Origin of the sequence: Corynebacterium wankanglinii (assembly GCF_013601005.1) — a bacterium.
Taxonomy (GTDB): Bacteria; Actinomycetota; Actinomycetes; order Mycobacteriales; family Mycobacteriaceae; genus Corynebacterium; species Corynebacterium wankanglinii.
In genome coordinates, this window is record NZ_JABFED010000006.1 from 61,891 (window position 1) to 88,483 (window position 26,593).

Annotated in this window: 23 protein-coding genes and 2 tRNA genes; 14 read left to right on the top strand and 11 right to left on the bottom strand. The window is 67.5% G+C overall.

The window, feature by feature from the left end; all coding sequences use genetic code 11:
• Nucleotides 1-4 precede the first annotated feature (4 nt).
• The 4 genes from HMA55_RS08615 to HMA55_RS08630 are packed head-to-tail and all read left to right on the top strand — an operon-like array spanning nucleotide 5 to nucleotide 4,581.
• On the top strand, nucleotides 5-934 hold the full coding sequence (locus HMA55_RS08615) for a glycosyltransferase (RefSeq protein WP_181192642.1): 930 nt from the start codon (nucleotides 5-7) through the stop codon (nucleotides 932-934).
• Nucleotides 931-2,046 (top strand): glycosyltransferase, encoded by a 1,116-nt coding sequence (locus tag HMA55_RS08620; protein ID WP_257802535.1) that lies wholly within the window; start codon nucleotides 931-933, stop codon nucleotides 2,044-2,046. Before HMA55_RS08615 ends, HMA55_RS08620 begins: the two co-directional genes overlap by 4 nt.
• A complete protein-coding gene (locus tag HMA55_RS08625; RefSeq protein WP_181192643.1) occupies nucleotides 2,043-3,815 on the top strand; it encodes a glycosyltransferase in 1,773 nt (590 codons plus the stop codon). Before HMA55_RS08620 ends, HMA55_RS08625 begins: the two co-directional genes overlap by 4 nt.
• A complete protein-coding gene (locus HMA55_RS08630; protein ID WP_181192644.1) occupies nucleotides 3,787-4,581 on the top strand; it encodes an N-formylglutamate amidohydrolase in 795 nt (264 codons plus the stop codon). The genes HMA55_RS08625 and HMA55_RS08630 overlap by 29 nt, the downstream gene beginning before the upstream one ends.
• A 6-nt stretch (nucleotides 4,582-4,587) precedes the next feature.
• On the opposite strand, the gene HMA55_RS08635 is transcribed toward HMA55_RS08630, so the two are convergent.
• The 7 genes from HMA55_RS08635 to HMA55_RS08665 form a co-directional block, all read right to left on the bottom strand.
• Nucleotides 4,588-5,856, bottom strand: coding sequence for a Dyp-type peroxidase (locus HMA55_RS08635; protein WP_181192645.1), 1,269 nt, complete (start codon nucleotides 5,854-5,856; stop codon nucleotides 4,588-4,590).
• Nucleotides 5,856-7,106, bottom strand: a complete 1,251-nt coding sequence (gene efeO, locus HMA55_RS08640) for an iron uptake system protein EfeO (RefSeq protein WP_181192646.1) — start codon at nucleotides 7,104-7,106, stop codon at nucleotides 5,856-5,858. The genes HMA55_RS08635 and efeO overlap by 1 nt, the downstream gene beginning before the upstream one ends.
• Nucleotides 7,106-8,053 (bottom strand): FTR1 family iron permease, encoded by a 948-nt coding sequence (locus HMA55_RS08645; protein WP_181192647.1) that lies wholly within the window; start codon nucleotides 8,051-8,053, stop codon nucleotides 7,106-7,108. Before HMA55_RS08645 ends, efeO begins: the two co-directional genes overlap by 1 nt.
• A gap of 85 nt (nucleotides 8,054-8,138) precedes the next feature.
• Nucleotides 8,139-9,608, bottom strand: coding sequence for a cytochrome b/b6 domain-containing protein (locus tag HMA55_RS08650; protein ID WP_181192648.1), 1,470 nt, complete (start codon nucleotides 9,606-9,608; stop codon nucleotides 8,139-8,141).
• Nucleotides 9,608-10,549: an electron transfer flavoprotein subunit alpha/FixB family protein gene (locus tag HMA55_RS08655; protein ID WP_181192649.1), complete on the bottom strand. Its 942-nt coding sequence runs from the start codon at nucleotides 10,547-10,549 to the stop codon at nucleotides 9,608-9,610. The genes HMA55_RS08650 and HMA55_RS08655 overlap by 1 nt, the downstream gene beginning before the upstream one ends.
• A gap of 9 nt (nucleotides 10,550-10,558) precedes the next feature.
• Entirely contained in the window at nucleotides 10,559-11,332 is a 774-nt protein-coding gene (locus HMA55_RS08660; RefSeq protein WP_181192650.1) for an electron transfer flavoprotein subunit beta/FixA family protein, read from the bottom strand.
• A gap of 56 nt (nucleotides 11,333-11,388) precedes the next feature.
• Nucleotides 11,389-12,111, bottom strand: coding sequence for a DUF1542 domain-containing protein (locus HMA55_RS08665; protein ID WP_181192744.1), 723 nt, complete (start codon nucleotides 12,109-12,111; stop codon nucleotides 11,389-11,391).
• Nucleotides 12,112-12,252: 141 nt separating this feature from the next.
• Between HMA55_RS08665 and HMA55_RS08670 the strand changes: the two genes are divergently transcribed.
• The 5 genes from HMA55_RS08670 to HMA55_RS08690 all read left to right on the top strand — a co-directional run bounded on the left by HMA55_RS08670 (nucleotide 12,253) and on the right by HMA55_RS08690 (nucleotide 15,748).
• Nucleotides 12,253-12,324: transfer RNA gene (locus HMA55_RS08670), tRNA-Gly, on the top strand.
• A gap of 142 nt (nucleotides 12,325-12,466) precedes the next feature.
• Nucleotides 12,467-12,540: transfer RNA gene (locus tag HMA55_RS08675), tRNA-Pro, on the top strand.
• 80 nt (nucleotides 12,541-12,620) lie between these two features.
• Complete coding sequence (tig, locus tag HMA55_RS08680; RefSeq protein WP_181192651.1) at nucleotides 12,621-14,009, top strand: trigger factor; 1,389 nt, start codon at nucleotides 12,621-12,623, stop codon at nucleotides 14,007-14,009.
• Nucleotides 14,010-14,500: 491 nt separating this feature from the next.
• A complete protein-coding gene (locus HMA55_RS08685) occupies nucleotides 14,501-15,097 on the top strand; it encodes an ATP-dependent Clp protease proteolytic subunit (protein ID WP_181192652.1) in 597 nt (198 codons plus the stop codon).
• Nucleotides 15,098-15,127: 30 nt separating this feature from the next.
• The gene (locus HMA55_RS08690; RefSeq protein WP_181192653.1) at nucleotides 15,128-15,748 is read left to right on the top strand and encodes an ATP-dependent Clp protease proteolytic subunit; all 621 of its coding nucleotides are present in this window, start codon (nucleotides 15,128-15,130) and stop codon (nucleotides 15,746-15,748) included.
• 64 nt (nucleotides 15,749-15,812) lie between these two features.
• On the opposite strand, the gene HMA55_RS08695 is transcribed toward HMA55_RS08690, so the two are convergent.
• Together HMA55_RS08695 and HMA55_RS08700 are read right to left on the bottom strand one after the other, a co-directional pair.
• Nucleotides 15,813-16,460: a hypothetical protein gene (locus HMA55_RS08695; RefSeq protein ID WP_181192654.1), complete on the bottom strand. Its 648-nt coding sequence runs from the start codon at nucleotides 16,458-16,460 to the stop codon at nucleotides 15,813-15,815.
• Nucleotides 16,461-16,507: 47 nt separating this feature from the next.
• On the bottom strand, nucleotides 16,508-17,269 hold the full coding sequence (locus HMA55_RS08700) for an alpha/beta fold hydrolase (protein WP_235961891.1): 762 nt from the start codon (nucleotides 17,267-17,269) through the stop codon (nucleotides 16,508-16,510).
• 129 nt (nucleotides 17,270-17,398) lie between these two features.
• On the opposite strand from HMA55_RS08700, the gene clpX reads away from it, so the two are divergent.
• Nucleotides 17,399-18,679 carry an ATP-dependent Clp protease ATP-binding subunit ClpX gene (gene clpX / locus HMA55_RS08705; protein WP_181192655.1) on the top strand — a complete coding sequence of 427 codons (1,281 nt, stop codon included), beginning with the start codon at nucleotides 17,399-17,401 and terminating at the stop codon, nucleotides 18,677-18,679.
• 17 nt (nucleotides 18,680-18,696) lie between these two features.
• On the opposite strand, the gene HMA55_RS08710 is transcribed toward clpX, so the two are convergent.
• Nucleotides 18,697-19,425 (bottom strand): TetR/AcrR family transcriptional regulator, encoded by a 729-nt coding sequence (locus HMA55_RS08710; RefSeq protein ID WP_181192656.1) that lies wholly within the window; start codon nucleotides 19,423-19,425, stop codon nucleotides 18,697-18,699.
• Nucleotides 19,426-19,559: 134 nt separating this feature from the next.
• Here HMA55_RS08710 and HMA55_RS08715 point away from each other — a divergent pair, with 134 nt between their 5' ends.
• From HMA55_RS08715 to HMA55_RS08730, 4 genes are read left to right on the top strand one after another with little or no spacing between them, the layout of a single operon-like run.
• A complete protein-coding gene (locus HMA55_RS08715) occupies nucleotides 19,560-20,513 on the top strand; it encodes a malate dehydrogenase (RefSeq protein WP_181192657.1) in 954 nt (317 codons plus the stop codon).
• A gap of 22 nt (nucleotides 20,514-20,535) precedes the next feature.
• Nucleotides 20,536-23,262, top strand: coding sequence for a valine--tRNA ligase (locus tag HMA55_RS08720; RefSeq protein WP_257802533.1), 2,727 nt, complete (start codon nucleotides 20,536-20,538; stop codon nucleotides 23,260-23,262).
• Entirely contained in the window at nucleotides 23,263-24,756 is a 1,494-nt protein-coding gene (gene folC / locus HMA55_RS08725; protein ID WP_181192658.1) for a bifunctional tetrahydrofolate synthase/dihydrofolate synthase, read from the top strand.
• On the top strand, nucleotides 24,753-25,178 hold the full coding sequence (locus tag HMA55_RS08730; protein WP_181192659.1) for a DUF4233 domain-containing protein: 426 nt from the start codon (nucleotides 24,753-24,755) through the stop codon (nucleotides 25,176-25,178). The genes folC and HMA55_RS08730 overlap by 4 nt, the downstream gene beginning before the upstream one ends.
• Here the strand turns inward: HMA55_RS08730 and HMA55_RS08735 are convergent.
• Complete coding sequence (locus HMA55_RS08735; protein WP_181192660.1) at nucleotides 25,175-26,587, bottom strand: AMP-binding protein; 1,413 nt, start codon at nucleotides 26,585-26,587, stop codon at nucleotides 25,175-25,177. The genes HMA55_RS08730 and HMA55_RS08735 overlap by 4 nt on opposite strands.
• Between the last annotated feature and the right edge of the window lie 6 nt (nucleotides 26,588-26,593).

Consider the following 26,593-nt stretch of genomic DNA (forward strand, 5'->3'; position numbering starts at 1 on the left):
GGGAATGCGCGTTCTCTCCATCCCCGCCGAACACCCGTATACGCAGGCGATCCAGCCGGCGGGCGTGGAGTTTCTCCCGGACCCGGACATCGACGGCAACTGGTGGCCGCACCCCGCGCTCGAGGCGTCGTGGTGGAACCAGCCGCGCGACGTGGACGCCGTGCACATCCACTTCGGCTTCGAACACCGCACCCCAGCCGAGATCGCCGAGCTGTGCAACGCGCTGCCGGTGCCACTCGTGCTCACCGTCCACGACCTGGACAACCCGCACTTGGAGGACCAGGCGCCGCACCACGAGCGGTTGCAGTTGCTTATCGACGCAAGCTCCGCCCTCATCACCCTCACCGACCAAGCCGCCGAGGTCCTCGAGCGCGACTACGGGGCGCGGGACGTGCAGGTGATCCCGCACCCGCGGATCGTGGACGTGCCGGTGGATGTGGAGCCGGGCGGGCGCGCGGCGGTGTTTGTGAAGTCGCTGCGCGCGAACGTGGTGGCGGACGCGAAGTTCTACGCCGACATTGCCAGCGAGGTGCCGCTGGATGTGTATGCGCATGAGGGGGCGGAGCTGGCGTCGATAGGCAACGCGAACGTGGTCGTGCACGAGCCCATGGATGATGCGGAGCTCTACGCCGCGGTTGGGCGCGCCGGGGTGTGCATTCTGCCGTACACTCGGGGAACGCATTCAGGGTGGCTGGAAATGTGCCGCGACCTCGGTGTGCCGGTTGTCGTGCCGGATACCGGCTGCTACGCCGGGCAGGCGGACACGCCCGAAGCCGTGGCGGTGTACGCGGCGGGCGACGGGCACGCGGCAGGTCAAGCGGCGGCGCGCCTGCTCGCGCGCGGGCACGTGCCATACGCCGGCGACCGAGAACACCAAATGCAGCAGGTGCGCCGGGCGCACAAGGCAATCTACGAGAAGGTGGTGGGCCAGTGACGGTCGCAGCGCAACCGGCCGCGCGCACCCCGCGCGCCGCGAAGCTCCGCATCGCGCTCATCGGCCCTGCGCGCTACCCGGTGCGCGAGCCGTACGCCGGCGGGCTGGAGGCGTTCTGCCACACCATGGTCTCTGCGCTGCGGGAGCTCGGCCACGAGGTGGACTTCTTCGCCGCCGAAGGCTCCGACGGCAACACCAAAGACTTCGAATTGCCGGGCGTGGACTGGGGCGACCGCGCCGAAGACGCCACCGACACCACCTACCCCGAGGGCGGCCGCGAACGGGAAAACGCGGCGTTTATCGAGCTGCGGCGGCTCCTCGTTGCGCGCGGCTACGACGTGGTGCACAACAACAGCCTCAACCCGTACATCTTCCCGTCGGAGGCGTCGCCGGAGCCGCTGCCGATGCTGACCACGCTGCACACCCCGATGGTCGACGAGATCCAGGACGCGATCACCGCCGCGGGCCTGCGCGCAGGGCGCTTCGCCGCCGTCAGCCGCACCACCGCGCGGGATTGGCGTCTGCCCACGGAACCAGTGATCATCCCCAACGGCGTGAACGTCAACCTGTGGCGGCCCGGCCCGGGCGGGGAAACGGCCGTGTGGTTCGGCCGCCTTGTTCCGGAGAAGGGCGCGCACCTGGCCATCGACGCCTGCCGCGCCGCCGGCATCCCGCTCGTGCTCGCCGGCCGCAACGGGGACCACCACTACGTGCGCGACGAGATCGCACCCCGTCTCGGCGACGGGGTGGAGTGGATCGGCGAGCTTTCCCACGCCGAGCTGCGGGGCCTGGTGGCCAACTGCGGCGTCGCGGTGGTCACCCCGCGCTGGGAGGAGCCGTTCGGCCTCGTCGCGTTCGAGGCGATGGCGTGCGGCACCCCCGTGGCGGCGTTCCGCCGCGGCGGCATGGGCGAACTGCTGCGCGACGCCCCCGCATGCCTGGCACCCGCAGACGATGTCGACGCACTCGCCGCCGCGATCACACGGGCGCGTGGGTTGGATCGGGACGTGGTGCGCCGTTGGGTCGTCGATAGGCATTCGCTTTGCCAAACCGCGAAGCGCTACACAGATATCTTCCGTCAGGTGGCGGCGTTTGCGAAGGTAGGACAATGATCGGGATTTATGCCCACCACCACGGCTCCGGCCACATGCACCGCTGCCGCGCCATCCAGCGCGAGCTGCGCGCGATGGGCCACGAGTGCGAAATCCTCTCCACAGCCGGCGGGGACGTCACACTTATCGACGACGCTTCCGACACCCCACGCGAACTGCGCTCCGGCCGCGCCATGACCGCCGGCGGCACGCTCCACTACGCGCCGTACGGGGCACCGCAGATCGCGCGGCGGTTCGCGCAAATCGCCAACTGGGTGGCGGAGCACCAGCCGGACGCGTTCTACGTGGACGTGTCCAACGAGATCGCCGCGTTCGTGCGGCTCATGGGCGTGCCCGTGGTGGTGCACGCGATGCCGGGCGCGCGGGGGGACGCGCCGCACCAGCTGGCCTACGCGCAAGCCGACGCGATCGTGGCCGCGTGGCCGGACTGGGTTCCGGTGCCGGATCACCTGCAGGCGCATGCCGACCGTTTGCACGCCGTAGGCGGCATCTCGCGGCTGACCCCGCGCAAGAGCGTGGAGCGCAATCCGAACCACGTGGTGGTGATGGCGGGCCTGGGCGGCTCGACGTGGTCGCCCGAGGACTGGGACGCCGTGCAGCGCGCCTGCCCGGAGTACCGCTTCACCTTCCTCGGCGGCGACAACCACGTGGACGACCCGACGGAGCTGCTGCAGTCCGCCGGCATCGCGGTCACCGCGGGCGGGCAGAACTCTGTGGCGGACCTCGCCGCCACCGACACCCCGGCGGTGATCCTGCCGCAGCCGCGCCCGTTCGCCGAGCAGAAGCTCGGCGCTTTAGCGCTCGACGGCCTCGCGACGGTCCGAAACGCCTTCCCCGCACCCGACGAGTGGCCCGAGCTGCTGCGCCAGCGCGACACCGACTGGGGCCGCTGGCAGACCGAGGGCGCCGCGCGCCGGGCCGCCGAGGTGATCGCGGCCGTGGCCGAGAACCCGGGACAGCCCGCCACCTGCGTGATCACGCTCGCCGACGCCAACCGCAAGGACCACCTCACCCACCAGGTCAACCTCATGCCCATGGGGGTGGACCACGTCACGGTCGCGTTGGCGGACGCCGAGGTGCTGACCAAGGCGGTACCGAAAAGCCACGTGGTGGAAGGGCCCCGCAACCTGGCGGCGGCGCGAAACCTCGGCGCGCAGGTGGCCATCGAGCGCGGCGCTGAGGTGCTGGTGTTCTTAGACGCCGACTGCCTCGCCTCCGACGCGCTGGTGCCGCGCTACGTCTCCGCGCTGTCCCAGCGCCCCGACGCCGTGGTGGCCGGACCGGTGACGTACATGCGGCAGGGCGAGATGCGCGTGACCGACCCCGACCCGCACCCCGCGCGCCCCAACCCCACACCCGGCGAACTCGTGGACGCGGACAATTACAACCTGTTCTGGTCCCTGTCGTTCGCACTGACAGCAACGACGTGGGAGCGCATCGAGCGCGACTTCGGCGGCTTCGACCCCGGCTACGAAGGCTACGGCGGGGAGGACACCGACTTCGCCCGCGAGTTACAGCGCCACGGCATCCCGCTCGTGTGGGTCGGCGGGGCGCACGCGTTCCACCAGTGGCACCCCGTGTCCTCGCCGCCGTGGGAGCACATCGAGGACATCGTGGCCAACGCCAACCGGTTCCACGCGAAGTGGGGAAGCTTCCCGATGGAGGGCTGGTTGGAGGCGTTTGAGGCCGAAGGTGGCGTCGTCAAGCAAGATGCCCCTGCGCGCTATATCCTGCGAAACTATGAACTTCACCATCCACGAGGGAAGTAACGACTGCCCCGTCATCGTGCACGTGCCGCACGCCTCGCGCGAGATTCCGGCGGAGGTGGCGGCCGATTTCATCGCCACCGACGAGCAGATCGCCGAGGAACTCGACCGCGTCACCGACGACCACACCGACACGCTCGCAGCGGCCGCCGCCGAGCAGTCCGGCTGCGCGCCGTGGATGGTCGTGAACAACCTCTCGCGGCTGGTGGCGGACCCGGGGCGCTTCTCCAACGAACGCGAATCCATGGACGCCACCGGCCGCGGCGCGATCTTTCTCAAGCTCGGCGACGGCAACCCGCTGCGGCCGCTGGACATGGACGTCGCCGACCTGAAGGCCGAGTACTACTTCCCGTACGCCGACGCTGTGTCCAAGCTTGTGCGCGGGCGGATCCAGGACTGCGGGTGCGCCGTGATCGTGGACGTGCACTCCTACAACAACCAGCCCGAGGAGTACCGCATCCACCCGGGCAAGCTGCTTCCGGACGTCTGCATCGGCACCCACTCCGTGCACACGCCTGCCGTGCTTGCCGACGAAGCCGCCCGCGCCTTCACCGCCGCCGGCTTCAACGTCGAGCGCAACACCCCGTTCGCCGGGGCGTACGTGCCGGTGGACTACGACAAGAACACCGCCGTGCTGGCCGTCATGTTCGAGGTGCGCAAGGACCTGCTGGAAAACGACGAGTCGCGGGTGCGCGTCGAGGCCGCACTCGCCGAAGTGATCCGCAAAGCCGTGGAGATTTCGCGCACCGACATGGGCCGCCCGCTGTAGACGTCGTTAAGCAAACATGCCTTCGCCGATGTAGCCCTCGCCTCCCACGCCCGGCACGATGAGGTAGGTGCCGGTGTTGGTGGTTTTCAGGTACTCGGTGAACATCTCGTCGCGCGACATCGACTTGTGCACGCGCGCGAAACGCTCCGGCGTCTGCGTGAACGCGATGAAGAACAGACCCGCGTTCATGCGGCCCTGCTCGTTCGTGCCGTCGACGTAGTTGAAGGGGCGGCGCAGCATGCGGATGCCGTCGTTTTGCGCCGGGTGCACGTTGAACAGGTGGGACGCGCGGTCGATCTTCGGGTTGCCGCGCTCGTTGACCGCCTCGAAATCGGGCTCGGTGAACTCGTCGCCGCCGGACAGCGGCGCGCCGACCGGCTTGTCGCGGCCGGTCACGCGCTCCTGCTCGCGCAGCTGCAGCGTGTCCCACACCTCGATGTTCATGGCGATGCGGCGCACAGTCATGTACGTCCCGCCCGCGGCCCACGGCTGCGAGCTGTCGGCGGGAATCCACACGTGCTTCGCCAACTCCGCGTCCTCGTCGGCGCGGATGTTGGCGGTGCCGTCCTTCTGGCCGAACAGGTTGCGCGGTGTCGGCTGTTCCGTCCCGGTTGCGCCCGCGCGCCCGAAGCCGAGCTGGGTCCAGCGCAGTGTTGCGGTGGGCACGGCGAGGCGGGTGAGGTTGCGAATCGCGTGGCTTGCCACCTGCGGGTCGTTCGCGCACGCCTGGATGCAGATGTCGCCCTCGGAGAACTCGGGGCGCAAAAAGTCGTTGGTCATCGTGGGCATCTCGGTGAACTCGGCGGGGAGTTTGTCGGCGGTGCCCAGCTGCTCGCGGAAGAAGGAGCGGCCGAAGCCGAAGGTGAGCGTGAGCCCGGAGGGGCCGTGGTCGACCGCCTCGCCCGAGTCGTCCGGCGGGAAGCTGTCTCCGGTGCCGAACGCGCCCTTGGCCGAAACGTCGCCGCCGAGCGTGAGCCTGCGCGCCGCCGCGGTCCAGCGCTCGAGCAGGTCGATCACGTCCTCGCGGTCCGCCTTCTCCGAAATGTCGAACGCCGCGAAGTGCAGGTTGTTCTGCATGGGCGTGATAATCCCGGCTTGGTGCTCGCCGGCAAAGTCCACGATGAGCTCTTCGCTTGACGACGAACCCCCGGCCCCACCCGCCGCATCATTTTTCTTCGCCCCGTCCTCGTTCGCACACCCGGCGAGGACGGCCGTGCTGGCCGCGCCCAGGGTGCCCAGGCCGCCGAGGGTGAGAAGCTGTCGCCGGCTGACCATTAGCCCAGCCCCAGTACGGTGCCGGTGAGCTGCGACAGCGGCTCGCGCAGCGCGTCGAGCGCCCGGGTCAGCTGCGCCTGCGCGGCCGCGTCGACGGTGTCGTAGGAGACGAACCCGGTCTCCAGCGAGCCGTACTCCCTGAGCAGCTCCTCGACGTCGTCGTAGCGGTCGTTGATGTCTTGGACCAGCTTGGCGCCGTTTTCCCCGCGGTCCGCGGCGATGGGGGCGACCAGGTCGAACGCGATGCGTGAGCCCTGGATGTTCGCCGCGAAGTCGTAGAGGTCGGTGTGGCTCCACCAGTCTTCCTCGCCGGTGACCTTGGTGGTGGCCACCTCCTCCAGAAGCGAGATCGCGCCGTTGGACACCGAGTCGATGGTCAGCTGTTGGTCCTCGGCGAAGTTTGGGTCGTTGACCGTGTCAAGCAGCTGGTTGACGTCGGCCACGAACAGCTCCGCGACCTGTGTGCGCTGGGCCGGGGTGGAGGGTTCCCAGTCCTGCCAGGCGTCGGCGCCGTCGGCATTCTTGGCGTCCTTTTCTGGCACCCACAGATCCTTTTCCATGCGGTGGAAGCCGCGCCACTGGTCGAAGGCGGGGTCTTCCGCCTTCAGCTCGTCGGCTTCTGCGATGTAGTCCACCTCGCGGTAGTCAATCTTCGGGTCGAGGATGCCCAGCGCCTCCGCGATCGGCTCGATGCGCTCGTAGTGCACGCGCGAGGTGGGGTAGAGCTCGCGCGCCTTCTCGTCGTCGCCGGAGGCGTAGGCGGCGGCGAACTCCTCGGCGAGGGGGACGAACTCGGCCACTTCGTTCTTAGCAAAGTTGACGTAGGAGGCGACGGCGTCGTCGAAACGCTGCTGGTCCGACTCGCCGACGGCCACGGCCTCGCCGGTAACCGTGAACGCGCTTTGGCCGACGTTCGGCCCGCGCAGGCCCGGCTTGCAGGCGGTGAAGTAGTCGCCCGGCATGAGCGAGACCGTCAGGTCGGCCGTTTCGCCGGGGGCGATGTTCTCGCGCTCGGCGATGACGCGCAGGCCGTCGTTGGCGAGCAGGTAAAACTCCGTCACCTGGTTGCCGGTGTTGTTGATCTTGAACGTGCGCGCGCCGGATTCGGTGCTGTCGGTGCTCACGGCGCAGGTGTCGGCGTCGGAGGTGACCTCGATGCTGTCGGCGTTGGCGGCGTTTTCCACGCACGACGTGAGCGTCAGTGCCAGCGGCAGCGCGGCCACGGCGGCGAAGGTTCGGCGGTGTGACATTAGACTTCCTTTCCTACGAGAGCAGGGTGCGTATCGACGACCTCCGGCCGCCCCACCCCCCGATCTCGACGAACATGGTTCACAAAAATTGGGACAATGACGGCGATGTAGATGGCCCAGCCGATGACCTGCAGCCAACTCATCTTCGGCTCGAACCCGGTGAGCGCGTTGACCAAGGCGGCGATCGGCCCCGTGGGGTCGATGGCGTGCTCGAAATCGAATGCCCAACCGAAGGGGAACGACGCCATCCAGAACGGGTACGTCGCAAACCCCACGAGCACCTCCCCGGTGCGCGGGTGTGTCGGGGCGATCGGCGCGCCGGAGAACGGCCCCGGCAAGAACTGCGCCTCTTGAAGGTCGTGGATGGCGTAGACGAGGATGCCCGCGGCCACGACGATGAGCAACGCCGAGGACACTTGCATGAACGTGCGCATGTTCATCTGCAGCGCACCCTTGTAGATGGCGTAGCCCATCACCAGCGCCACGCCGATACCGAGGAACGCCCCGATGACCGCCGCCGGCTGCACCACCCACCCCCACATGAGCAGCGTCAGCTCGAGACCCTCGCGCGCGACGGTGATGAACGCGAGCCAGAACATCGCCCTCGCGCCGGCTGCGACGGCGTCGCCCGTCTTGGCGTCGAGGACTTTGCGCACCATGCCGTCTCTGTTGGACATGGACAGCACCATGCCGGTGATCATGGCCACCGCAACCAGCGACAGCGTGCCGCCGATGGCCTCCTGGGCGCGGAAGCTTAAGCCGTAGCGGCCGAAGGTGAACAGGGCGCCGAGGACAACGCAGATGACCACCGCGAGCCCGACACCCCACCATAGGCTGCGACGGGCGTCGGCGGCATCGCGCCGGTCTAGGCTGGCGAGCAGGATGCCGACGATCAACGAGGCCTCGAGACCTTCGCGCAGGCCGACCAGGAATGCGGCGAGGAACATGGACTCACGCTAAACCGCCGCGCGTAATTCAGGCAAGTCTTACCTAACTTAGGCTAGGCTGGCTACCCCGAAAAGGTGTGCCAGCCTAGCGGCGCGTCACCTTGCCCGTGGCCTGCGCCACCGGCGTGACCACAGAGGGTCGGGCCGCCCACCAGCCGGCGGCCGTCACCGCGACGGCGAGAAGGAAGAGGATGAGGCCGAGCCATCCGGAGGCGTCGTCACGCGCGGCGAACATGGCGTTGAGGTTGCCGCGCAACCCGGTTGCGGCGACCAAGAATACGTGCACGGCGACGAAGATGAGGTAGTAAACCATGGTGGGGAAGTGCACCGCCCGCGCCCACCCGACAGGTACCTTTGGCCACGCCTTCGGCCACAGCCCGCTCATGCGGAACCCGGACGCGATTGATAGCGGTGCCGCGATGAACACGGTGGCGAAGTACGAGAGTTCCTGCAGGGCGTTGTAGTACACCCACCCGTTCTCATCTGGCCAGTCCAGCGAGAGGTACTGCAGGCCCGCCGATACCGCGTTGGGGAAGACGTCCCAGCTCGTGGGCACGATGCGCATCCATTGCCCGGTGGCGAACAGCAGCACGTAGAACACGACGCCGAGCACGACCCAGGCGACGTCCAGCACCTGGTGCAGCCACAGCGTCACGGAGATCTTCTTGCCGCCCTTCTTGGGCTGCCAGTAGGCGTCGGGGCGTTTCTCGCGGCGCACGTCAAGGCCCGTTTTCACGATTAGTGCCATGAGGAACATGTTGAAGAAATGGGCCCAGTTCAGCCACGCCGGGAACCCGACGGGGGCGTTGTCCGGCAGCGGCTGCAGGCCGTCGTAGCGCGCGATGAAGTCGGCCCCGGTGTCAGTGCCCACGAACCAGCGCGCGCCGATAACCGCCGCAGCGAGCAGCACGAGGGCACCGATCGCCCACGGGAGCCACCGCCTAACGACGCCCTCCGGTTCCACCCCCGCAACCTTTTCCACCGGCGCGGCCTTGGCCACGGGCGCGGCCTTGGCCACGGGCGCGGCCTTGGGCACCGGTGCGGCCTTGGCCACGGCGTCGCCGAGGACGGTGGCCGCCGGTGCGGCAGGCTCCGGTTGGGGCTGCGGCGCCTCGGAGGGGAGCGCCGGGGCCGCGGCCGGGGGCGCCGGGACGCGCACGGTGCCCGCTGGCGGCCAGGGCGAGCCGCCCTGCACGCGCGGCAGACCGCGGCGCAGCGGCACTGAGATGAGGTCCGTGGCCGTGTCTGCGGCGTTGGAGTCCAGCGCCGCATCGGCCGCGCCAGCCTCGGCCGCGGCCGGCTGGGACGGGCGGGGCGCGACAACGCGAACGGTGCCCGCTGGCGGCCACGGGTCGCCGCCCTCGACGCGAGGCAGGCCCTGGCGCAGCGGCACCTCAACGGTGTCGGCAGCTGGGGCAGTGTCGGCCGGAGCAGCAACGGGCGCGGCAGGCGCCGCGGGGGCAGCCGGAGCGCCCTCCACCTCCACGGTGCCGGCGGGCGGCCACGGGTCGCCGCCTGCGACGCGGGGGAGGCCTCGGCGGAGTTCTACCTGCATTACTTGCGCGCCTCGATCCGCGCGTTGATCTCGGTGATGATGTCCGGCACCAGGTCGAACAGGTCGCCGATGATGCCGAAGTCGGCGATGTCGAAGATCGGCGCGTCCTCGTCCGAGTTGATGGCGACGATGGTGTCCGCGGTCTGCATACCCACCAGGTGCTGCACGGCGCCGGAGATGCCCACGCCGATGTAGAGCTTCGGACTGACCATCACGCCGGTCTGGCCGATCTGCGCCTCATACGGAACCTGCCCTTCGTCGACGGCGGAGCGGGTGGCGCCCACGGCGGCCCCCAACGCGTCGGCGAGGCCGCCGACAAGCTCCTCGAACGTGTCCTCGTCGCCAAGTGCAACGCCGCCGGCGACCACCTTGTCCGCGGTGAGCAGCTCGGGCCGGTTCGAGGTGCGCTCCACCGGGGTCACGGATTCCACGGTCGCTTCGCGCGCGCCGGATGCCGCCACCTCCAACTCCCTCACCTCAGGGGTGGCGGAATCGGCGCGCGTCTCCACCGCGCCCGGGCGCAGGGTGATCACCGGCGCCGAGTGCGTTGCCGCGGCCACGGCGGAGTACACGCCGCCGTAGTTCTGGTGGTCGGTGACAACGCCCTGGTCGTCGTGGCGGACGGACACGGCGTCGGTAAGCACGGCCTTGCCCTTGCGCGCAGCGAAACGGCCCGCGGCCTCGCGTCCGCGCACGGTGTGGGCGAACAGGACGGCGGCGGGGTAGAGCGCGTCGAACGCGGCGGCAGCGGCGTCGATAAGCGGGGCGTCGGACACGAGCACGACGGCGGCGCCCAGTGCGCCGAGCTCCTCGGCGTGCGCGCGGTCGCTGGCGAGCACGACCGGGGTGCCGATCGCAGACGCCGCACCGATCAGCTCCGCCACGCTCGGTTCCACCGCGCCGTCGAAGGAGCGGTCCGGGACAACAAGTACATCGGTCATGGGTGCTCCTTAGATGAGGTTCTTGGATTCGAGGAAGTCCACCAGGCGAGCGGCGGCGCTGGAGCTGCCGTCGATGATCTCGCCGCGCTCGCGCTCCGGGCGGCGCTCGATGCCCACCATGATCGCGCGCGGGTGCGTGAAGTCCTCCGGGTCCACGCCGAGCTCGGCGAGCGTGACCGCGCGCAGCTCCTTCTTCTTCGCGGCCATGAGGCCCTTGAAGTTGGGGTAGCGCGGGTCCGCGAACCCGTCAGCCACGGACACCACGGCCGGCAGCTGCGCGGAAAGTTCCGCGGTTGCGTTCTCGGAGGCCTGGGTGGCGCGGATGGAATCGCCGTCGATAGAAAGCTCGGTGAGGTTGGTCAGCGCGGGCCAGCCCAGCAGCTCGGCCACGAACGGCGCGACTACGCCCGCGGCACCGTCGGAAGACATGCCGCCCGCGACAACGAGGTCGTAGCCCTGCTTCTCGACGAGCTTCGCCAACACCTCACCAGTAAGCGTCACATCCGCACCGGTGAGTGCGTCGTCTGAGACGATGTACGCCTCTGCTGCCCCCATGGCGATGCCGCGGCGCACAGAGTCCGCGGCGGACTCCGGGCCCACGCTCAGGATCTCGACCTCGACGCCTTCGCCGGCCTCGGCGATGCGGAGAGCGGCCTCGACGGCGCGCTCGCTGACCTCGTCGGCAACAACGTCGCCGGAGCGGTCCGTCAAACCCGTCTCCAGGTTCATTTCGCGGTCACTGTAGGTGTCCGGCACTTCTTTCAGCAGCACAGCAATGCGCACGGCCACTCCTTATCGGGTTCGCAGTCTTCGCAATCGCAGTGCAGTCTAACGCACGGCTAGAAATCGAATCCCCCGAAGTCAAAGCCGCCGCCGAAGTCCCCGAAGTCGCCGCCGCCCATGTCGCCCATGTCGCCCATGTCGCCTGCGCCATCCATCCCCTCGCCGAGCCCGCCGGCCTCAAACGCCTGCGCAGACGCCGCGCCAGACATGCCAGCGAACATGGTGGAGTAGAACATCATGGAGCTTGCGGCCCACACGCCGGTCATCATCGCCGGGCCCCACCACGCCGTGGAGTACCAGCCAGCGGGGACCGGACGGCCGGCAACGGCGCCGCCGGGGTAGTAGTGCGGCGTCTGCTCGGTGGCGTAGGGCGAGGCCGTCACCTGGGAGCCGTCCTGCTGGGTGACCGTGCGCTGCTCGGTGACGCGGCCGGCCTGGCGCTGGCCCTCCAGCTCCGGCAGCTGCGGGCCGGCGGGCAACCCCATGATCTCGCGGGCGGCGTTGACGTAGTGCAGACCCTCCAGGGCGGACTCGCGGGCAAGCATGGCCTGCTTGACGGAACGTGCGTCGCTCAGCCCGGCGGACGCCGCGTTAAACCGCTCGGACGCGTCGGCCATTGCCTGCTTGGACGCGGCGTCGTTGCCGGAGATGTTGAGTACTTGGGAGCCGAGGCGGTCGGTCCACCGCTTGGCGTCGGCGTACGCGTCGTCGAAAGACAGCTGCTGCTGCTGAGCCACCTGGCGCCGCGACGGCTGCACTTGCCTCGGCCCGGAGAACATTATGGGCAAAAACAGCAGCGGGCCGAAGAGGAAGAGGAGGAAAATCAATCCGAACACGGTGGCTCCTTAGTGCGTCTAGTCACGTGTTTGGTTCAACCGTACCGGCTGCGCTAACATTCCGAACAGCGCTTTTCGGCGCATGGGAATGTCGTATAGTGGCTAATACCTCAGCCTTCCAAGCTGAAGACGCGGGTTCGATTCCCGTCATTCCCTCAGCACAAACACACCGGTTCCGGTTGCGGGGCCGGTGTTTTTGTGCCCTCAATGCGGACAGTTATTTGGCCCCCGCTACAATGACTGTCCTGAACCGCACGGCGCAAGCGGATGTGGTTCACACCGTGCGGTTTTGCCGCTACGGGGCGTGGCGCAGTTTGGTAGCGCACCTGCTTTGGGAGCAGGGGGTCGCAGGTTCAAATCCTGTCGCCCCGACAAAGGCGGGCCCGTCGAGTACGGGCCCGCCGCACATAAAACATCTGACAAACGTTGTTTCGATCTAGTAGGAGAAATCCGTGAAGACTTCCGTCGACAAGCTCAGCGACACCCGCGTGAAGCTCAACGTCAGCGTGCCGTTCGACGAACTGGGCAAGGAAATCGACCAGGCCTACAAGGCCATCGCCCAGCAGGTCAACATCCCGGGCTTCCGTCGCGGCAAGGCTCCGCGCCAGCTGATCGACGCGCGCTTCGGCCGCGGCCCCATCCTGGAGCAGGTTGTCAACGACATGCTGCCGACCCGCTACGAGCAGGCCCTGGCGGAAAACGACCTGAACCCGCTCGGCCAGCCCGAGATCGAGGTCACCAAGATCGAGGACAACGACGTTGTCGAGTTCACCGCCGAGATGGACGTGCGCCCGGAGATCCAGGTGCCGGACTTCTCCGCGATCTCCGTGAAGGTGCCGGAGCTCAAGCTTGACGACGAAGCAGTCGACGCCGAGCTGGACACCCTCCGCGAGCGGTTCGGTGAACTGAAGGACACCTCGCGCAAGCTGAAGAAGGGCGACTTCGCCATTATCGACCTCGAGGCAACCCTCGACGGTGAGAAGCTGGAGGACGCTTCCGCTGAGGGCCTGACTTACCGCGTCGGCGCCGACGACCTGATGGACGGCCTGGACAAGGCCATCAAGGGCCTGAAGACCGGTGAGGACGCCGAGTTCACCTCCGAGATTCAGTACGGCGAGCACAAGGGCGAGGAAGCGACCGTGAAGGTCACCGTCCAGCAGACCAAGGAGCGCAAGCTTCCGGAGCTCGACGATGATTTCGCGCAGCTCGCGTCCGAGTTCGACACCGTCGAGGAGCTGCGTAACTCCACCCGCGAGCAGGTGGAGGAGAACGCGAAGGCGCAGCAGGCCGCGGACATCCGTGACGAGGTGCTGAAGGCGGCGCTGGCGCAGTCCGAGTTCGCCCTGCCGGAGTCCGTGGTGGACGAGCAGGTGCACAACCAGCTCCACCAGCTGCTGGGCCAGATGGCGCACGACGAGAACGCGCTTGCGCAGCTGCTCGAGGCGCAGGGCACCACCCGCGAGGAGTTTGACAAGCAGTCCCGCGAGCAGGCCGAGGAGTCCGTGCGTACCCAGCTGTTCTTGGATGCGGTTGCGGACCAGGAGCAGCCGGAGGTCTCCCAGCAGGAGCTGACCGACCACATCCTGTTCACCGCCCAGTCCTACGGCATGGACCCGAACCAGTTTGTGGCCCAGCTGCAGCAGTCCGGCCAGATTGCCAACCTCTTCTCCGACGTACGTCGCGGCAAGGCGCTGGCCATCGCCATCTCCCGCACCCAGGTTGAGGACGAGGCCGGCAACAAGGTCGACCCGAACGAGTACTTCGGCGAGATCGAGGAGGATGCGGACGATGTCGTCGAGGGTGGGGACACCGCCGAGGCAGCCGAGTCCGACGAGAACTAGGCCTTCTCGCGCGTGCTAGAGGCCGGGGCGTACATTCGCCCCGGCCGTTTTGGCCTTTCTGGGCGCGGGCGTTGACACTTTCCGCAGGAATCCCTTAGGCGGGCCCTAAACGCCCAGGTCGCGAAAATGACCCGGCGGAATCTGTCAGAGCCGCGGCGTTCTAGTGCCCCAAATGTAAATCTGTTCACCCGGTCGGGCACTCTCTGTGAACAAACTTTCAACTGGACGCCTGAATAATTCACTTAGTGCAGGTCGGCGGAAACCACCGCCCCAACCTTTTGACACTTTCCGCAGGAATCCCTTAGGCGGGCCCTAAACGCCCAGGTCGCGAAAATGACCCGGCGGAATCTGTCAGAGCCGTCCCCGGCCGGCGGCGCCCACCCGCCGCTGCAAACTCCACCCGTACGCCGGTAGCGAACAGGCTCGGAGTTGACCAACCTCGCGAGTAGGGTAGGGGCGTTACTGGATGAACTAGCAAAGGAGCGTCTGTTATGACTTCCCCGACCCAAGGCATGAACCTGGGAGACTCCGTTTATGAGCGTCTCCTCCGGGAGCGCATTATCTTCCTGGGCCAGCAGGTGGACGACGAGATTGCGAACAAGCTCTGCGCCCAGATTCTGCTGCTGTCGGCGGAGGATCCGACGCGCGATATCAACCTGTACATCAACTCGCCCGGCGGTTCCGTGACCGCTGGTATGGCGATTTACGACACGATGAAGTACTCCCCGTGCGACATCGCCACCTACGGCATGGGCCTGGCCGCGTCCATGGGCCAGTTCCTGCTCTCGGGCGGCACGAAGGGCAAGCGTTATGCCCTTCCGCACGCGCGCATTATGATGCACCAGCCGTCCGCTGGCGTGGGCGGCACCGCCGCCGACATTGCGATTCAGGCGGAGCAGTTCGCTTCCACCAAGCGCGAGATGGCTGAGCTCATCGCTGAGCACACCGGGCAGTCTTTCGAGCAGATCACCAAGGACTCGGACCGCGACCGCTGGTTTACCGCGATGGAGGCGAAGGAGTACGGCATCGTGGACCACGTCATCGAGAACGCCGCCCAGGCGGGCGAGCACTCCATTGGCGAGAACTAAGGCACACGAGGATTAAAGGAGATACCCACCATGACTTTCCAAATGCCCAACTCCCGCTACGTGCTGCCGCAGTTCCTGGAGGAAACCAGCTTCGGCACGAAGCAGATCGACCCGTACGGCAAGCTCTTTGAGGAGCGCATTGTATTCCTGGGCACCCAGGTGGACGACACGTCGGCGAACGACATCATGGCGCAGCTTTTGGTGCTGGAGTCCCAGGACCCGGACCGCGACATCACCATGTACATCAACTCCCCGGGCGGTTCCTTCACCGCGCTGATGGCTATTTACGACACGATGCAGTACGTCCGACCGGACGTGCAGACCGTGTGCCTGGGCCAGGCGGCCTCCGCAGCCGCAGTGATCCTCGCCGCGGGAGCGCCGGGCAAGCGCGCAGCGCTGCCGAACTCCCGCGTGCTGATCCACCAGCCGGCGACCCAGGGCACCCAGGGGCAGGTGTCGGACCTGGAAATCCAGGCCGCCGAGATCGAGCGCATGCGCCGCCTGATGGAGGAGACGCTTGCGCATCACACGGGCCGCACCGCCGATCAGGTCCGCATTGACACGGACCGCGACAAGATCCTCACCGCCTCCGAGGCTGTGGATTACGGGATCATCGACCAGGTCTTCGATTACCGCAAGCTCAACGGCTAAGAGCAAACGACAACGCGCCCGGGTTCCTCCCGGGCGCGTTTTGCTTATCGACGTTTACCTTCGGCTACTCCGCCGCCGGATTCTCGCAGAACGTCACCGCGTTGCGGATGGCCTCCGGAGCGGATTCGAAGTCTTCGCGTGCCCAGCACGCGCCGTTGTCCCCGGTGCCCTTCGGGTCCACGGACACCCAGCCGCCGTCCTTGGCCGCCCAGTAGTAGTCCTGGCCGTCATCCGTTACGGTGCGGGCCCACTCGCGGTCGCAGAACGTGCTGTACTCCTGGTTGCCGGAGGCCGCGCCTTGGGTCGGCCAGGCGCACGTGGCGCCGGGGCGGTTGTCCACGATCGTTTCGCGCACCGGCGCTGGGGCAGGGGCCGGCTCGCGCGCGACGTCGCCCGAGTTGGAGTTGCCCGAGCTGCTGGAGCGGCGCTTGCTGGAGCTGGTGGAGGTGCGGGTAGACGTCGACGTCTTGGTGGAAGTGGACGAAGACCTCTCGGACGAGGAGGAGGTGGTGCTCGAGGTCGACGTTTCCTCTTCGTCTGGCTCGGTCTCGGTGGTGGTCGGCGTCGGGGTGGCGGTGGTGCTTGTCTGCGGGAAGTCGAGCACCGGCTCCGCCAGGCGCACCTCGTCCGCGCTGGAGTCCGAGCAACCGGTCAGCAACGACGCGGCGAGGGCGGCTGCGGCGACGGCGGAAAATGTGCGGCTGCGGTTCACGTGTCGGGTCCTTTCAGGGTGCGCTTTAACGTGTCCAGGCTAGCGGATTACTCGGCGAGGAACTGCGTCAGTGCGGAAACAAACGCCTCCGGGTGCTCAATCGCCACTTGGTGGGCCGCGGGGTCGATCACCACGCTGTGCGACGGGCCGGAGACCCCGGCGGCGATTTCCTCGAGTTTCTCCGGCGGGCACGTCGGATCGGAGACGCCGGCGATGGTGAGCACCGGGCAGGTGATTGCGCCCAGTTCGTCTGCGAAGTCCCAGGTGGCCAGCGCGCGGCCGTTTTGGGCGTACCCCTGGTCGTCCACGGAGTCGATCATCGCCGCAACGCGCTCGACCACCTCGGGGTGGTTCTCGCGGAAGGCGTCGGTGAACCAGTTGCCCATCAGGGAGGGGGTGAGGCCGGAGGTGCCGTCGTGAAGCGCGACGCGCGTCTTTTCGGCCCACGCCTTTTCACCGCCGAGGAAGGTCGCGGTGGCGGCGAACACGGCCTTGTCCACGCGTTTGCTGTTTGCGGCGAGCCACTGCGCGATCGCGCCGCCGAGAGAGATGCCGACGACGGTGAAGCGGTCCACGCCGAGCTCGTCCAGCGCGGCGAGCACGTCGCGCCCGAGCGTGCCCACGCCCTCCGGGTCTTCCTCAGGCACCCCGGACCCGCTGTGGCCGCGGTGGTCGACGGTAATCACGCGGTAGCCCGACAGCGCCGGGATCACCTCAGACCAGGCCTCGTGGGTGGTGGCGATGGAGCTCAGCAGCACGACTGCCGGGCCGTCGGGGGAACCGAATTCGTGGGTGCGAAGAAACGTCATGGGCCCCATTGTGGCGGTTTTCCCACGCAAGCGCCCGGATAATCCCCCGGTGTCGGGGCGCGGGGTACGGTTTGACGCAACCATTACACTCGGTTGGGATCGACCGAAGACGGGAGTAGATAGGCGCATATGGCAACCACGCACGACAGCGCGAACCTGCTCAAGTGCTCTTTCTGCGGGAAGAGCCAGCAGCAGGTGCGAAAGCTCATCGCCGGCGGCGGCGTCTACATCTGCGACGAGTGCATCGAGCTGTGCAACGAGATCATCGAGGAAGAGCTTGCCGGCGCGCAGGCGAAGGGCGACGCGTCCGACCCGGACCGGCTGCCACGCCCGAGCGAGATCACGGCGTTTTTGGACGAATACGTCATCGGCCAGGACACCGCGAAGAAAACGCTGGCGGTGGCGGTGTACAACCACTACAAGCGCATCAAGGCGGAATCCTCCAACGTGACCAGCCGCAAGCGCGATGAGGATGTGGAGATTGCCAAGTCCAACATCCTGTTGCTGGGCCCGACCGGCTCCGGCAAGACCTATCTGGCGCAGACGTTGGCACGCATGCTCAACGTGCCGTTCGCCATCGCGGACGCCACCAGCCTGACCGAGGCGGGCTACGTGGGCGAGGACGTGGAGAACATCCTGCTGAAGCTGCTGCAGGCGGCGGACTTCGACGTCAACCGCGCGCAGCACGGCATCATCTACGTCGACGAGGTGGACAAGATCTCGCGCAAGTCCGAGAACCCGTCGATCACGCGCGATGTGTCAGGGGAGGGCGTGCAGCAGGCGCTGCTGAAGATCTTGGAGGGCACCACCGCCTCCGTGCCCCCGCAGGGTGGGCGCAAGCACCCGAACCAGGAGTTCATCCAGGTGGACACCACGAACATCCTGTTCATCGTGGCGGGCGCGTTCGCGGGCCTGGACAAGGTGGTCGCGGAGCGCGTGGGCAAGAAGGGTATCGGCTTCGGCGCCGAGATCGATTCGAAAGACCAGCGCGACGAGGCCGACCTGCTCGCGCAGGTGCAGCCGGGCGATCTGGTCAAGTTCGGCCTCATCCCGGAGTTCATCGGCCGTTTGCCCATCATCGCGCACGTCAACGACCTGGACCGCGAGTCGATGAAGCGCGTGCTCACCGAGCCGAAGAACTCGCTGGTCAAGCAGTACAAGCGCCTGTTTTCCATGGATGGCGCCGAGCTCACGGTCACTGACGAGGCGCTCGGCGTCATCGCGGACAAGGCCGCGGAGCGCAAGACTGGCGCGCGTGGTCTGCGCGCGATCATGGAAGAGCTCCTTGTGCCCATCATGTACGATTTGCCGGATCGCGAGAATGTTGCCGAGGTCATCGTCGACGGGGCTGTGGCGCGCGGCGAGGGGGAACCGAAGTTCGTCGAGGCGGAAGAGCAGCGCTCCGCTTAGCCGCGCTCCTTCGGCCACTACACAATCCGGCCTTCGTCGCCGTAGATGTCGAAGTACTCGTCCGGCTCCGCATCCTCCGCCGGCGCAGGCGCGGCCTCCAGGTAGGACTCGTAGCCTGAGTAAGAGATGTTCGAGGTTAAAAACGCCAGCACGGTGTCGATGACCATCCGTCGCATGCCGTCGACGTTGCGGCGGCTTTCCATGTCCACCCGCGACAGGTGCTGCGCGGTCGCGGCGTTGCTCACCCGGAAGAAGCACAGCGACGAGATCAGGGTGAGTAGATCCACGGCGGTGATGCCGGGGCGGAACGCGCCGGCGTCTTGGCCGGCGAGGAGCAGCCGCTCGGCGTGGAGAGTGACGTCGCGTACGTCGGTGAACTGGGCGGCGTCCTCAGCCTCTACGGCTGGGTCCAGGTTCTCCCGCAGCACCAATCGCACGGCCTCGGGGTTATCTAGGAACGCGTGGTAGAGCGCATCGACGAACCTGCGCATGCCTTCCACCGGCACGGCGTGGGAGCGGTTGAGAACGTCTTCCGGCGGCGCTAAGCAATCTACGGCGTGCCGCAGCGCCGCCAGGTAGAGACCGCGCTTGTCGCCGAAGTAGTAATGGATCATCCGCTTGGTCATGCCGGTGCGCTTGGCCAACGTCTCCACCGTCACGCCGGCGTAACCCTTGCTGGAAAAGGCAGCTACCGCGGCGCGCACAACTGCGTCGGGGGAAGGTATGCCGGAAACCGCGTCGGCCACGTCCTGCCCCTTTCACTCGTAATACCTCTCAATCGTGCATCAGATGCCCGTTGCCGGTCGCATAGCGCTGAATTTCCGCCCCGGGCGGGGGTAGGTTGGCAGTGACAATTTCCCCGACGGAAAGGAATGAACACATGTCTAAGATTGTGGTGACCGGTGCAGCCGGCAACATCGCGTACTCCCTGCTGTGGCGCATCGCTGCGGGCGACGTCTTCGGCGAGGAGCCGGTGGACCTGACCCTGCTGGAGATCCCGGATGCGGTGCGCGCCGCTGAAGGCACTGCCATGGAGCTTGCTGATTCGGCGCTGCCGCTGGTGCGAAACGTGGAGGTCACCGACGACGCCACGAAGGCATTCGACGGGGCGGAGGCGGCCTTCCTCGTGGGTGCGAAGCCGCGCGGCAAGGGCGAGTCCCGCGCCGACATGTTGGCCGCGAACGGCAAGATCTTCATCGGCCAGGGCGAGGCAATCAACAACGGTGCGGCAGACAATATCCGCGTGCTCGTGGTGGGCAACCCGGCGAACACCAACGCGTACATCGCGTCCAAGGCGGCGCCGGACGTGCCCCGTGACCGCTTCAACGCCTTGATGCGCCTGGACCACAACCGGGCACAGTCCATGCTGGCGGACCGCCTTGGGGTGGCGTCGAGAAGCATTGAGCGCCTCGTGGTGTGGGGCAACCACTCGGATACCCAGTTCCCCGACGTCACCTACGCCACCGCAGAGGGCAACCCTGTGGAGGTGGACCGCGACTGGTACACCGGCGAGTTCATCCCGCGCGTGGCCAAGCGCGGCGCCGAGATCATCGAGGTGCGCGGCAAGTCCTCCGCCGCCTCCGCGGCATCGGCGTCCGTGGATCACATGCGCGACTGGGTTCAGGGCACGGGGCAGCGGTGGGCGACGGTAGCGTTGCCGTCGACAGGCGAGTACGGCGTGGACGACGGTCTCGTGTTCGGCTTCCCCGCTACCAGCGACGGCACCTGGCACATCGTGGAGGGCCTCGAGCTTAACGACGACCAGCGGGCGCGCATCGACGCCAACATCGAGGCCCTGCGCGAGGAAGCCGCGATAGCCGACAAGCTGTTTTAGCCCGCTGGTTAAGATAGGGCGCGTGACTGAGAACGATCTGAACCGCGCGAACGAACTGCCCAAGTCGTGGGAGCCCAGCGACCACGAACGCGACCTGTACGAAGGTTGGGTTGACGCCGGTTATTTCACGGCGGATCCGGCCTCGGACAAGCCCGCGTATTCCATTGTGCTGCCGCCGCCGAACGTGACCGGCCAGCTGCACATGGGCCACGCGCTCGACCACACCCTGATGGATTCGCTGGTGCGCCGCAAGCGCATGCAGGGCTACGAGGTGCTGTGGTTGCCGGGCATGGACCACGCCGGCATTGCCACCCAGACCAAGGTGGAGGCCAAGCTCAAAGCCGAGGAGGGCAAGGACCGCTACGACTACGGGCGCGACGAGTTCATCGACCGCGTCTGGGAGTGGAAGGAGCAGTACGGCGGCACCATCACCACGCAGATGCGTGCGATCGGCGACTCGGTGGACTGGTCGCGGGAGCGCTTCACGCTGGATGATGGGCTCTCGCGCGCCGTGCAGACCATCTTCAAGCAGCTCTACGACCGCGGTCTGGTCTACCGCGACTACCGGCTGGTGAACTGGTCGCCGGTGCTGGAGACCGCCGTGTCCGACATCGAGGTGGTGTACAAGGACGTCGAAGGCGAGTTCGTGTCCATCCGCTACGGCTCGCTTTCCGACGACGAGCCGCACCTGGTGGTGGCCACCACGCGCGTGGAGACCATGCTTGGCGACGTCGCTATCGCCGTCCACCCGGACGATGAGCGCTACGCCCACCTGGTGGGTCAGGAGTTTGACCACCCCTTCCGCGACGATTTGAAGATCCAGGTCATCGCGGACGACTACGTGGACATGGAGCTGGGCACCGGTGCGGTGAAGATCACCCCGGCGCACGACCCGAACGACTACGAGATGGGCCTGCGCCACGACCTGGACATGCCGATCGTCATGGACGAGAAGGGCCGCATCGCTGGCACCGGCACGAAGTTCGACGGGATGAGCCGCGAGGACGCGCGCGTGGCGGTGCGCGAGGCGCTGGCGGAGCAAGGCCGCATTGTCAAGGAAGTGCGCCCGTACGTGCACTCCGTGGGGCACTCGGAGCGCTCCGGCGAGCCGATCGAGCCGCGTTTGTCCCTGCAGTGGTTTGTCAAGGTCGACGAGCTGGCGACAATGGCCGGCGAGGCGGTGCGCTCCGGCGACACGGTGATTCACCCGGAGTCCATGGAGAAGCGCTACTTCGACTGGGTGGACAACATGCACGACTGGACCATTTCGCGCCAGCTGTGGTGGGGCCACCGCATCCCGATCTGGTACGGCCCGGCTGACGAAAACGGCGAGCGCGACGTGGTCTGTGTGGGGCCGGATGAAGAGCCGCCGGCGGGTTACGAGCAGGACCCGGACGTGCTGGACACCTGGTTCTCCTCTGCCCTGTGGCCGTTTTCCACCATGGGTTGGCCGGAGAAGTCGCCGGAGCTGGAGAAGTTCTACCCGACCACGGTGCTGGTCACCGCGTACGACATCCTGTTTTTCTGGGTGGCGCGCATGATGATGTTCGGCACCTTCGCCGGGCAGGAAACTCCTGACGTCCTTGGGGCCGGAGCGGAGCAGAGGCCCCAGGTCCCGTTCGAGCACCTGTACCTGCACGGGCTGGTGCGCGACGAAAAGGGCCGCAAGATGTCTAAGTCCCTGGGCAACGGCATCGACCCGATGGACTGGGTGGAGCGCTACGGTGCGGACGCGCTGCGCTTCGCCCTGGCCCGCGGCGCCAACCCGGGCGTGGACCTGCCCATTGGCGAGGACCACGCCACCGCGGCTCGCAACTTTGCCACCAAGCTGTTCAACGCCACGAAGTTCGCGCTGATGAACGGCGCCCACGTGGGAGAGCTGCCGGCACGCGAGGCACTCACGGACGCGGACCGCTGGATCCTCGACCGCGCCGAGGAGGTGCGCGCCAAGGTGGATGCCTACCTGGACGACTACCAGTTTGCCAAGGCCAACGAGGCCCTCTACCACTTCGCGTGGGACGAGCTGTGCGACTGGTACCTGGAGATTGCCAAGACCCAGATCCCGCGCGATGACGCTGGCGCGTCATCGGAAGCGCAGGAGCGGGGCCGCACCACCCGGGTCGTGCTCGGCCGCGTGCTCGACGTGGTGCTGCGCCTGCTGCATCCCACCATGCCGTTTGTCACCGAGGTGCTGTGGAAGGCACTCACCGGCGAGGAGACCGTCACGCTCGCGGCGTGGCCGACCGCGGATGACACCAACGGCGGCGCCGACACCGACAAGCAGGCCCGCGCCCGCGTGGAAGACGCCATCAAGCTCATCACCGAGCTGCGCCGTTTCCGCTCCGACCAGGGGGTCAAGCCCTCGCAGAAGGTGCCCGCACGCGTGGACTTCACTTCCGCCGACTTGGCTGGTCTCGAAGACGTGGTTCGCCAGATTGCCAGGGTGGAACGGCCTGGGGAGGACTTTGCAGCGTCCGCAAGCATTGAAATGCGTTTGAGCACAACCAACCTCGACGTCGCACTCGACACCTCCGGCACCGTCGACGTGGCCGCCGAGCGCAAGCGCCTGGAAAAGGAGCTCGCGGCGGCGCAGAAGGAGCTGGACACCACGGGCGGCAAGCTGTCCAACGAGCAATTCCTGGCTAACGCGCCGGAAGCCGTCGTGGAAAAGATCAAGGTGCGCCAGCAGGTGGCCCAGGAAGAATTCGAACGCGTCACCGCCCGCCTGGGCCAGCTGCCGGAGGCGTAAGTGGCGGACGAGGAGTTTGAGCTGCCGGAACTGCCCGAGCAGTACGACATCCAACAGACTGACACCGGGCTCACGCTCAACCTCGGCGCGCCGGGGGAGGGGCGGTCGGTAGACGAGCCCGCACCGCGCGGGGTAAGCGAGGAGGATCTCGCGGCACTCGCGCAGGTGGAGGCGGAGCTCACTGCACGCTGGCCGGAGACGGACATCGACCCGTCGCTGGAGCGCATCGAGCTGCTCATGGATTACCTGGGCGAGCCGCAGAAGTCCTTCAAGGTCATCCACGTCGCGGGCACTAACGGCAAGACGTCCACGGTGCGGATGGTGGAGTCGCTGCTGCGCTCCTTCGGCAACCGCGTGGGGCGTACGACCAGCCCGCACCTGCAGTCGGTCACCGAGCGCATCGGCATCGACGGCGAGCCGATCCACCCTGCCGATTTCGTGCGCATCTACCGGGAGATCGAACCGTACATCCAGATGGTGGACGAGCGCACCGGCGTGCCGATGAGCTACTTCGAGGTCATGGTCGGTCTGGCCTTCGCGGCGTTCGCGGACGCGCCGGTGGACGTCGCGGTGGTCGAAGTAGGGATGGGCGGGCGCTGGGACGCGACCAACGTTGTCGACGCGGACGTGGACGCGATCATGCCCGTCGGGCTCGACCACACCGACTACCTGGGCGAGACGCTCGGGGAGATTGCCGGAGAGAAAGCGGGCATCATCCGCAGCGCCGACGCCGTGGCCGTGATTGGCCAGCAGGATCCGGACGCCATGCGGGTCATCCTGGAGCGCACGGTGGAGATCGGTGCGCCGGTGGCACGCTTCGGCCAGGAGTTCGGCGTGGCCGTCTCCGAGGTGGCCGTGGGCGGGCAGACGCTCACGCTGAAAGGCCTGTCCGGCGAGTACGCGGATGTGTTCGTCCCGCTGTCCGGCCCGCACCAGGCGCACAACGCCTCGGTCGCGCTGGCGGCGGTGGAGGCGTTCCTGGGCGCGTCGTCGGAGCGCACACTGGACGCCGACACCGTGCGGGAAGGTTTCGCGGCCACCACTTCGCCGGGCCGGTTGGAGCGCGTGCGCGCGACCCCCACCACGTTCATCGACGCCACCCACAACCCCCACGGCGCGCAGGCCTTGGCGGCGGCGATCGAGCGCGACTTCGACTTCACCCGCCTTATCGGCGTGCTCGGCATCCTCGGCGACAAGGACGCGCGCGGGATCATGGAGGCGCTCGAACCGGTACTCACGGAGGTGGTGATCACCCAGAATTCCTCCCCGCGCGCCACCGACGCGTACGAGCTGGCGGAAACCGCCCGCGAGGTCTTCGGCGACGAGCGCGTCCACGTGGAGGAGCACCTGCCGTCCGCCTACGCGCTCGCCGTGGAACTCGCCGAGGAGGCGCTGGCAGAGGTCGGTGTGCAGTCCGGCTCCGGCGTGATCATCACCGGCTCCGTGGTCACTGCCGGCGAGGCGCGCGCCATGTTTGGAAAGGACCCGCAATGAAACGCCGCAACCAGCAGATGGGCCCGCTCGGCCCTGGGCAGCAGCCCGTCAAGGACCCGATGTCGGGGCTGACCGGCGTGCTTTCCGGCACGCTGATCATGGAGGCCATCACCGTGCTGCTCATCCTCACCGTCATCTTGAAAGTCGACGACGGGGTGCACTGGACCACCTTCAACTGGGTCTACGTCACCGTCGTCGGGCTCGCCCATGTGGTGATGGCGTTCTTCCAGAAGAAGCCCGCCGCGCTGTGGATCGACCTGGCGCTGCAGATCCCGCTGATCTTCGGCTTTTTCATCCACTGGTCCGTCACGGCCGTTGGCATCATCTTCGGCATTGTCTGGTACTTCGTTATCCGCATGCGCTCGGAGATCGTGCAGCGCATGCGCGGCGGCTACCTCACCACCCAGCACTTGGGCACTTAGAGGTCCTTGCGCAAGATTTTGCCGGCGGCGTTGCGTGGGATTTCGGCGACGAACTCCACTGCGCGCACCTTCTTGTAGGCGGTGACGCGCTGCGCAACCCACGCCATGACGGTGGCTTCGTCTAGGCCATCCTGCTTCACGACGAAAGCCTTCGGCACCCCGCCGCGCTCGGCCACAGCCACGTCGTCGACGAGTGGGTGCGTAAGCAGCAGCGCCTCCAGCTCGGCGGGGGCGACCTGGAACCCGTGGTACTTGAACACGTCCTTCGCGCGGTCGACCACCGTGACGGTTTCGTCCGGGTTTACGCGGGCGATGTCACCGGTGCGCAGCCAGCCGTCCGTGATGGCGGTTTGCGTGGCGGTGGGGTTGTCCACGTAGCCGCGCATGACTTGAGGGCCCTGGACCTGCAGTTCGCCGGCGGTGCCGTCCGGCACCTCCGCGCCAGTGTCGACGTCCACGATGCGAAACTGCGTGTTGGGCAGCGCGAACCCGATGGTGCCGGGGTTCGAACGCCCGGCGATGCCCACGTGGGTCACAGGGGAAGACTCCGTGGTGCCGTAGCCCTGGAGCACGACCACGCCGAGGCGCTCCTCAACGCGGCGGGCCACCGACTCGCTCAGCGGCGCGGCCCCGCAGACCATGTGCGCGGTGGTGGCGAAATCTGCGGGGTCGACGTTGGGGGAGTTCGCGAGAGCGAGCGCGATCGGCGGGGCGATGTAACTCAGCTCGATGCCGTGGTTGCGGTGGGCCGCGGCGAACGCGGCGAGATCGAAGCGCGCGGCGGTGAACACGTGGCGGCGGGCCGCAAGCGAGGACAGCAGCAGCGTGTTTAGCCCGTAGATGTGGGAAAACGGCAGGGGAGCTGCCACCCGCGTGCCCTCGCCGATGCCGCTGGCGGCGAGCGCGGCGTTGAACTGGGCGGCGTTCGCAGCGATCGAACGGTGGGTCAGTTCCACGCCCTTGGCAAGACCGGTGGTGCCGGAGGAAAACGGGATGGCGGCCACCCAGTCCGGATCGGCCGGGTCGAAAGCCGCTCCTGGCCCCGGGGCCAGGTCGCCCGGTTCGACGCGGTGGGTGGTGCCGGCGACGCTAGACAGGCGCGAAGCTTCGGCGTCGATAAGCGAAGGCCCGATGAGCGCCGCGGCCGCGCCGGTTCGGGCGACCGCGAGCAGAGCCACCGCGAAATCGATCGAGTTGGAAAGCCGCAGCTCCACCACGCAGCCCGGGCCGACGCCGCGGCTGCGCAAGCGCGCGGCAGCGGCGTTTGCGAGCTCGGCGAGCTCGCCGTACGTGACCGTGCGGCCGGTATCGATTTCGGTGATGGCCGGCAGCGCGACGTTGGTGGGGACCATGCGGTCGAAAGCTGTGCCGGGCAGGGTGATGTCCGGCAGCGGACTGCTGTGCACCATGGCAAA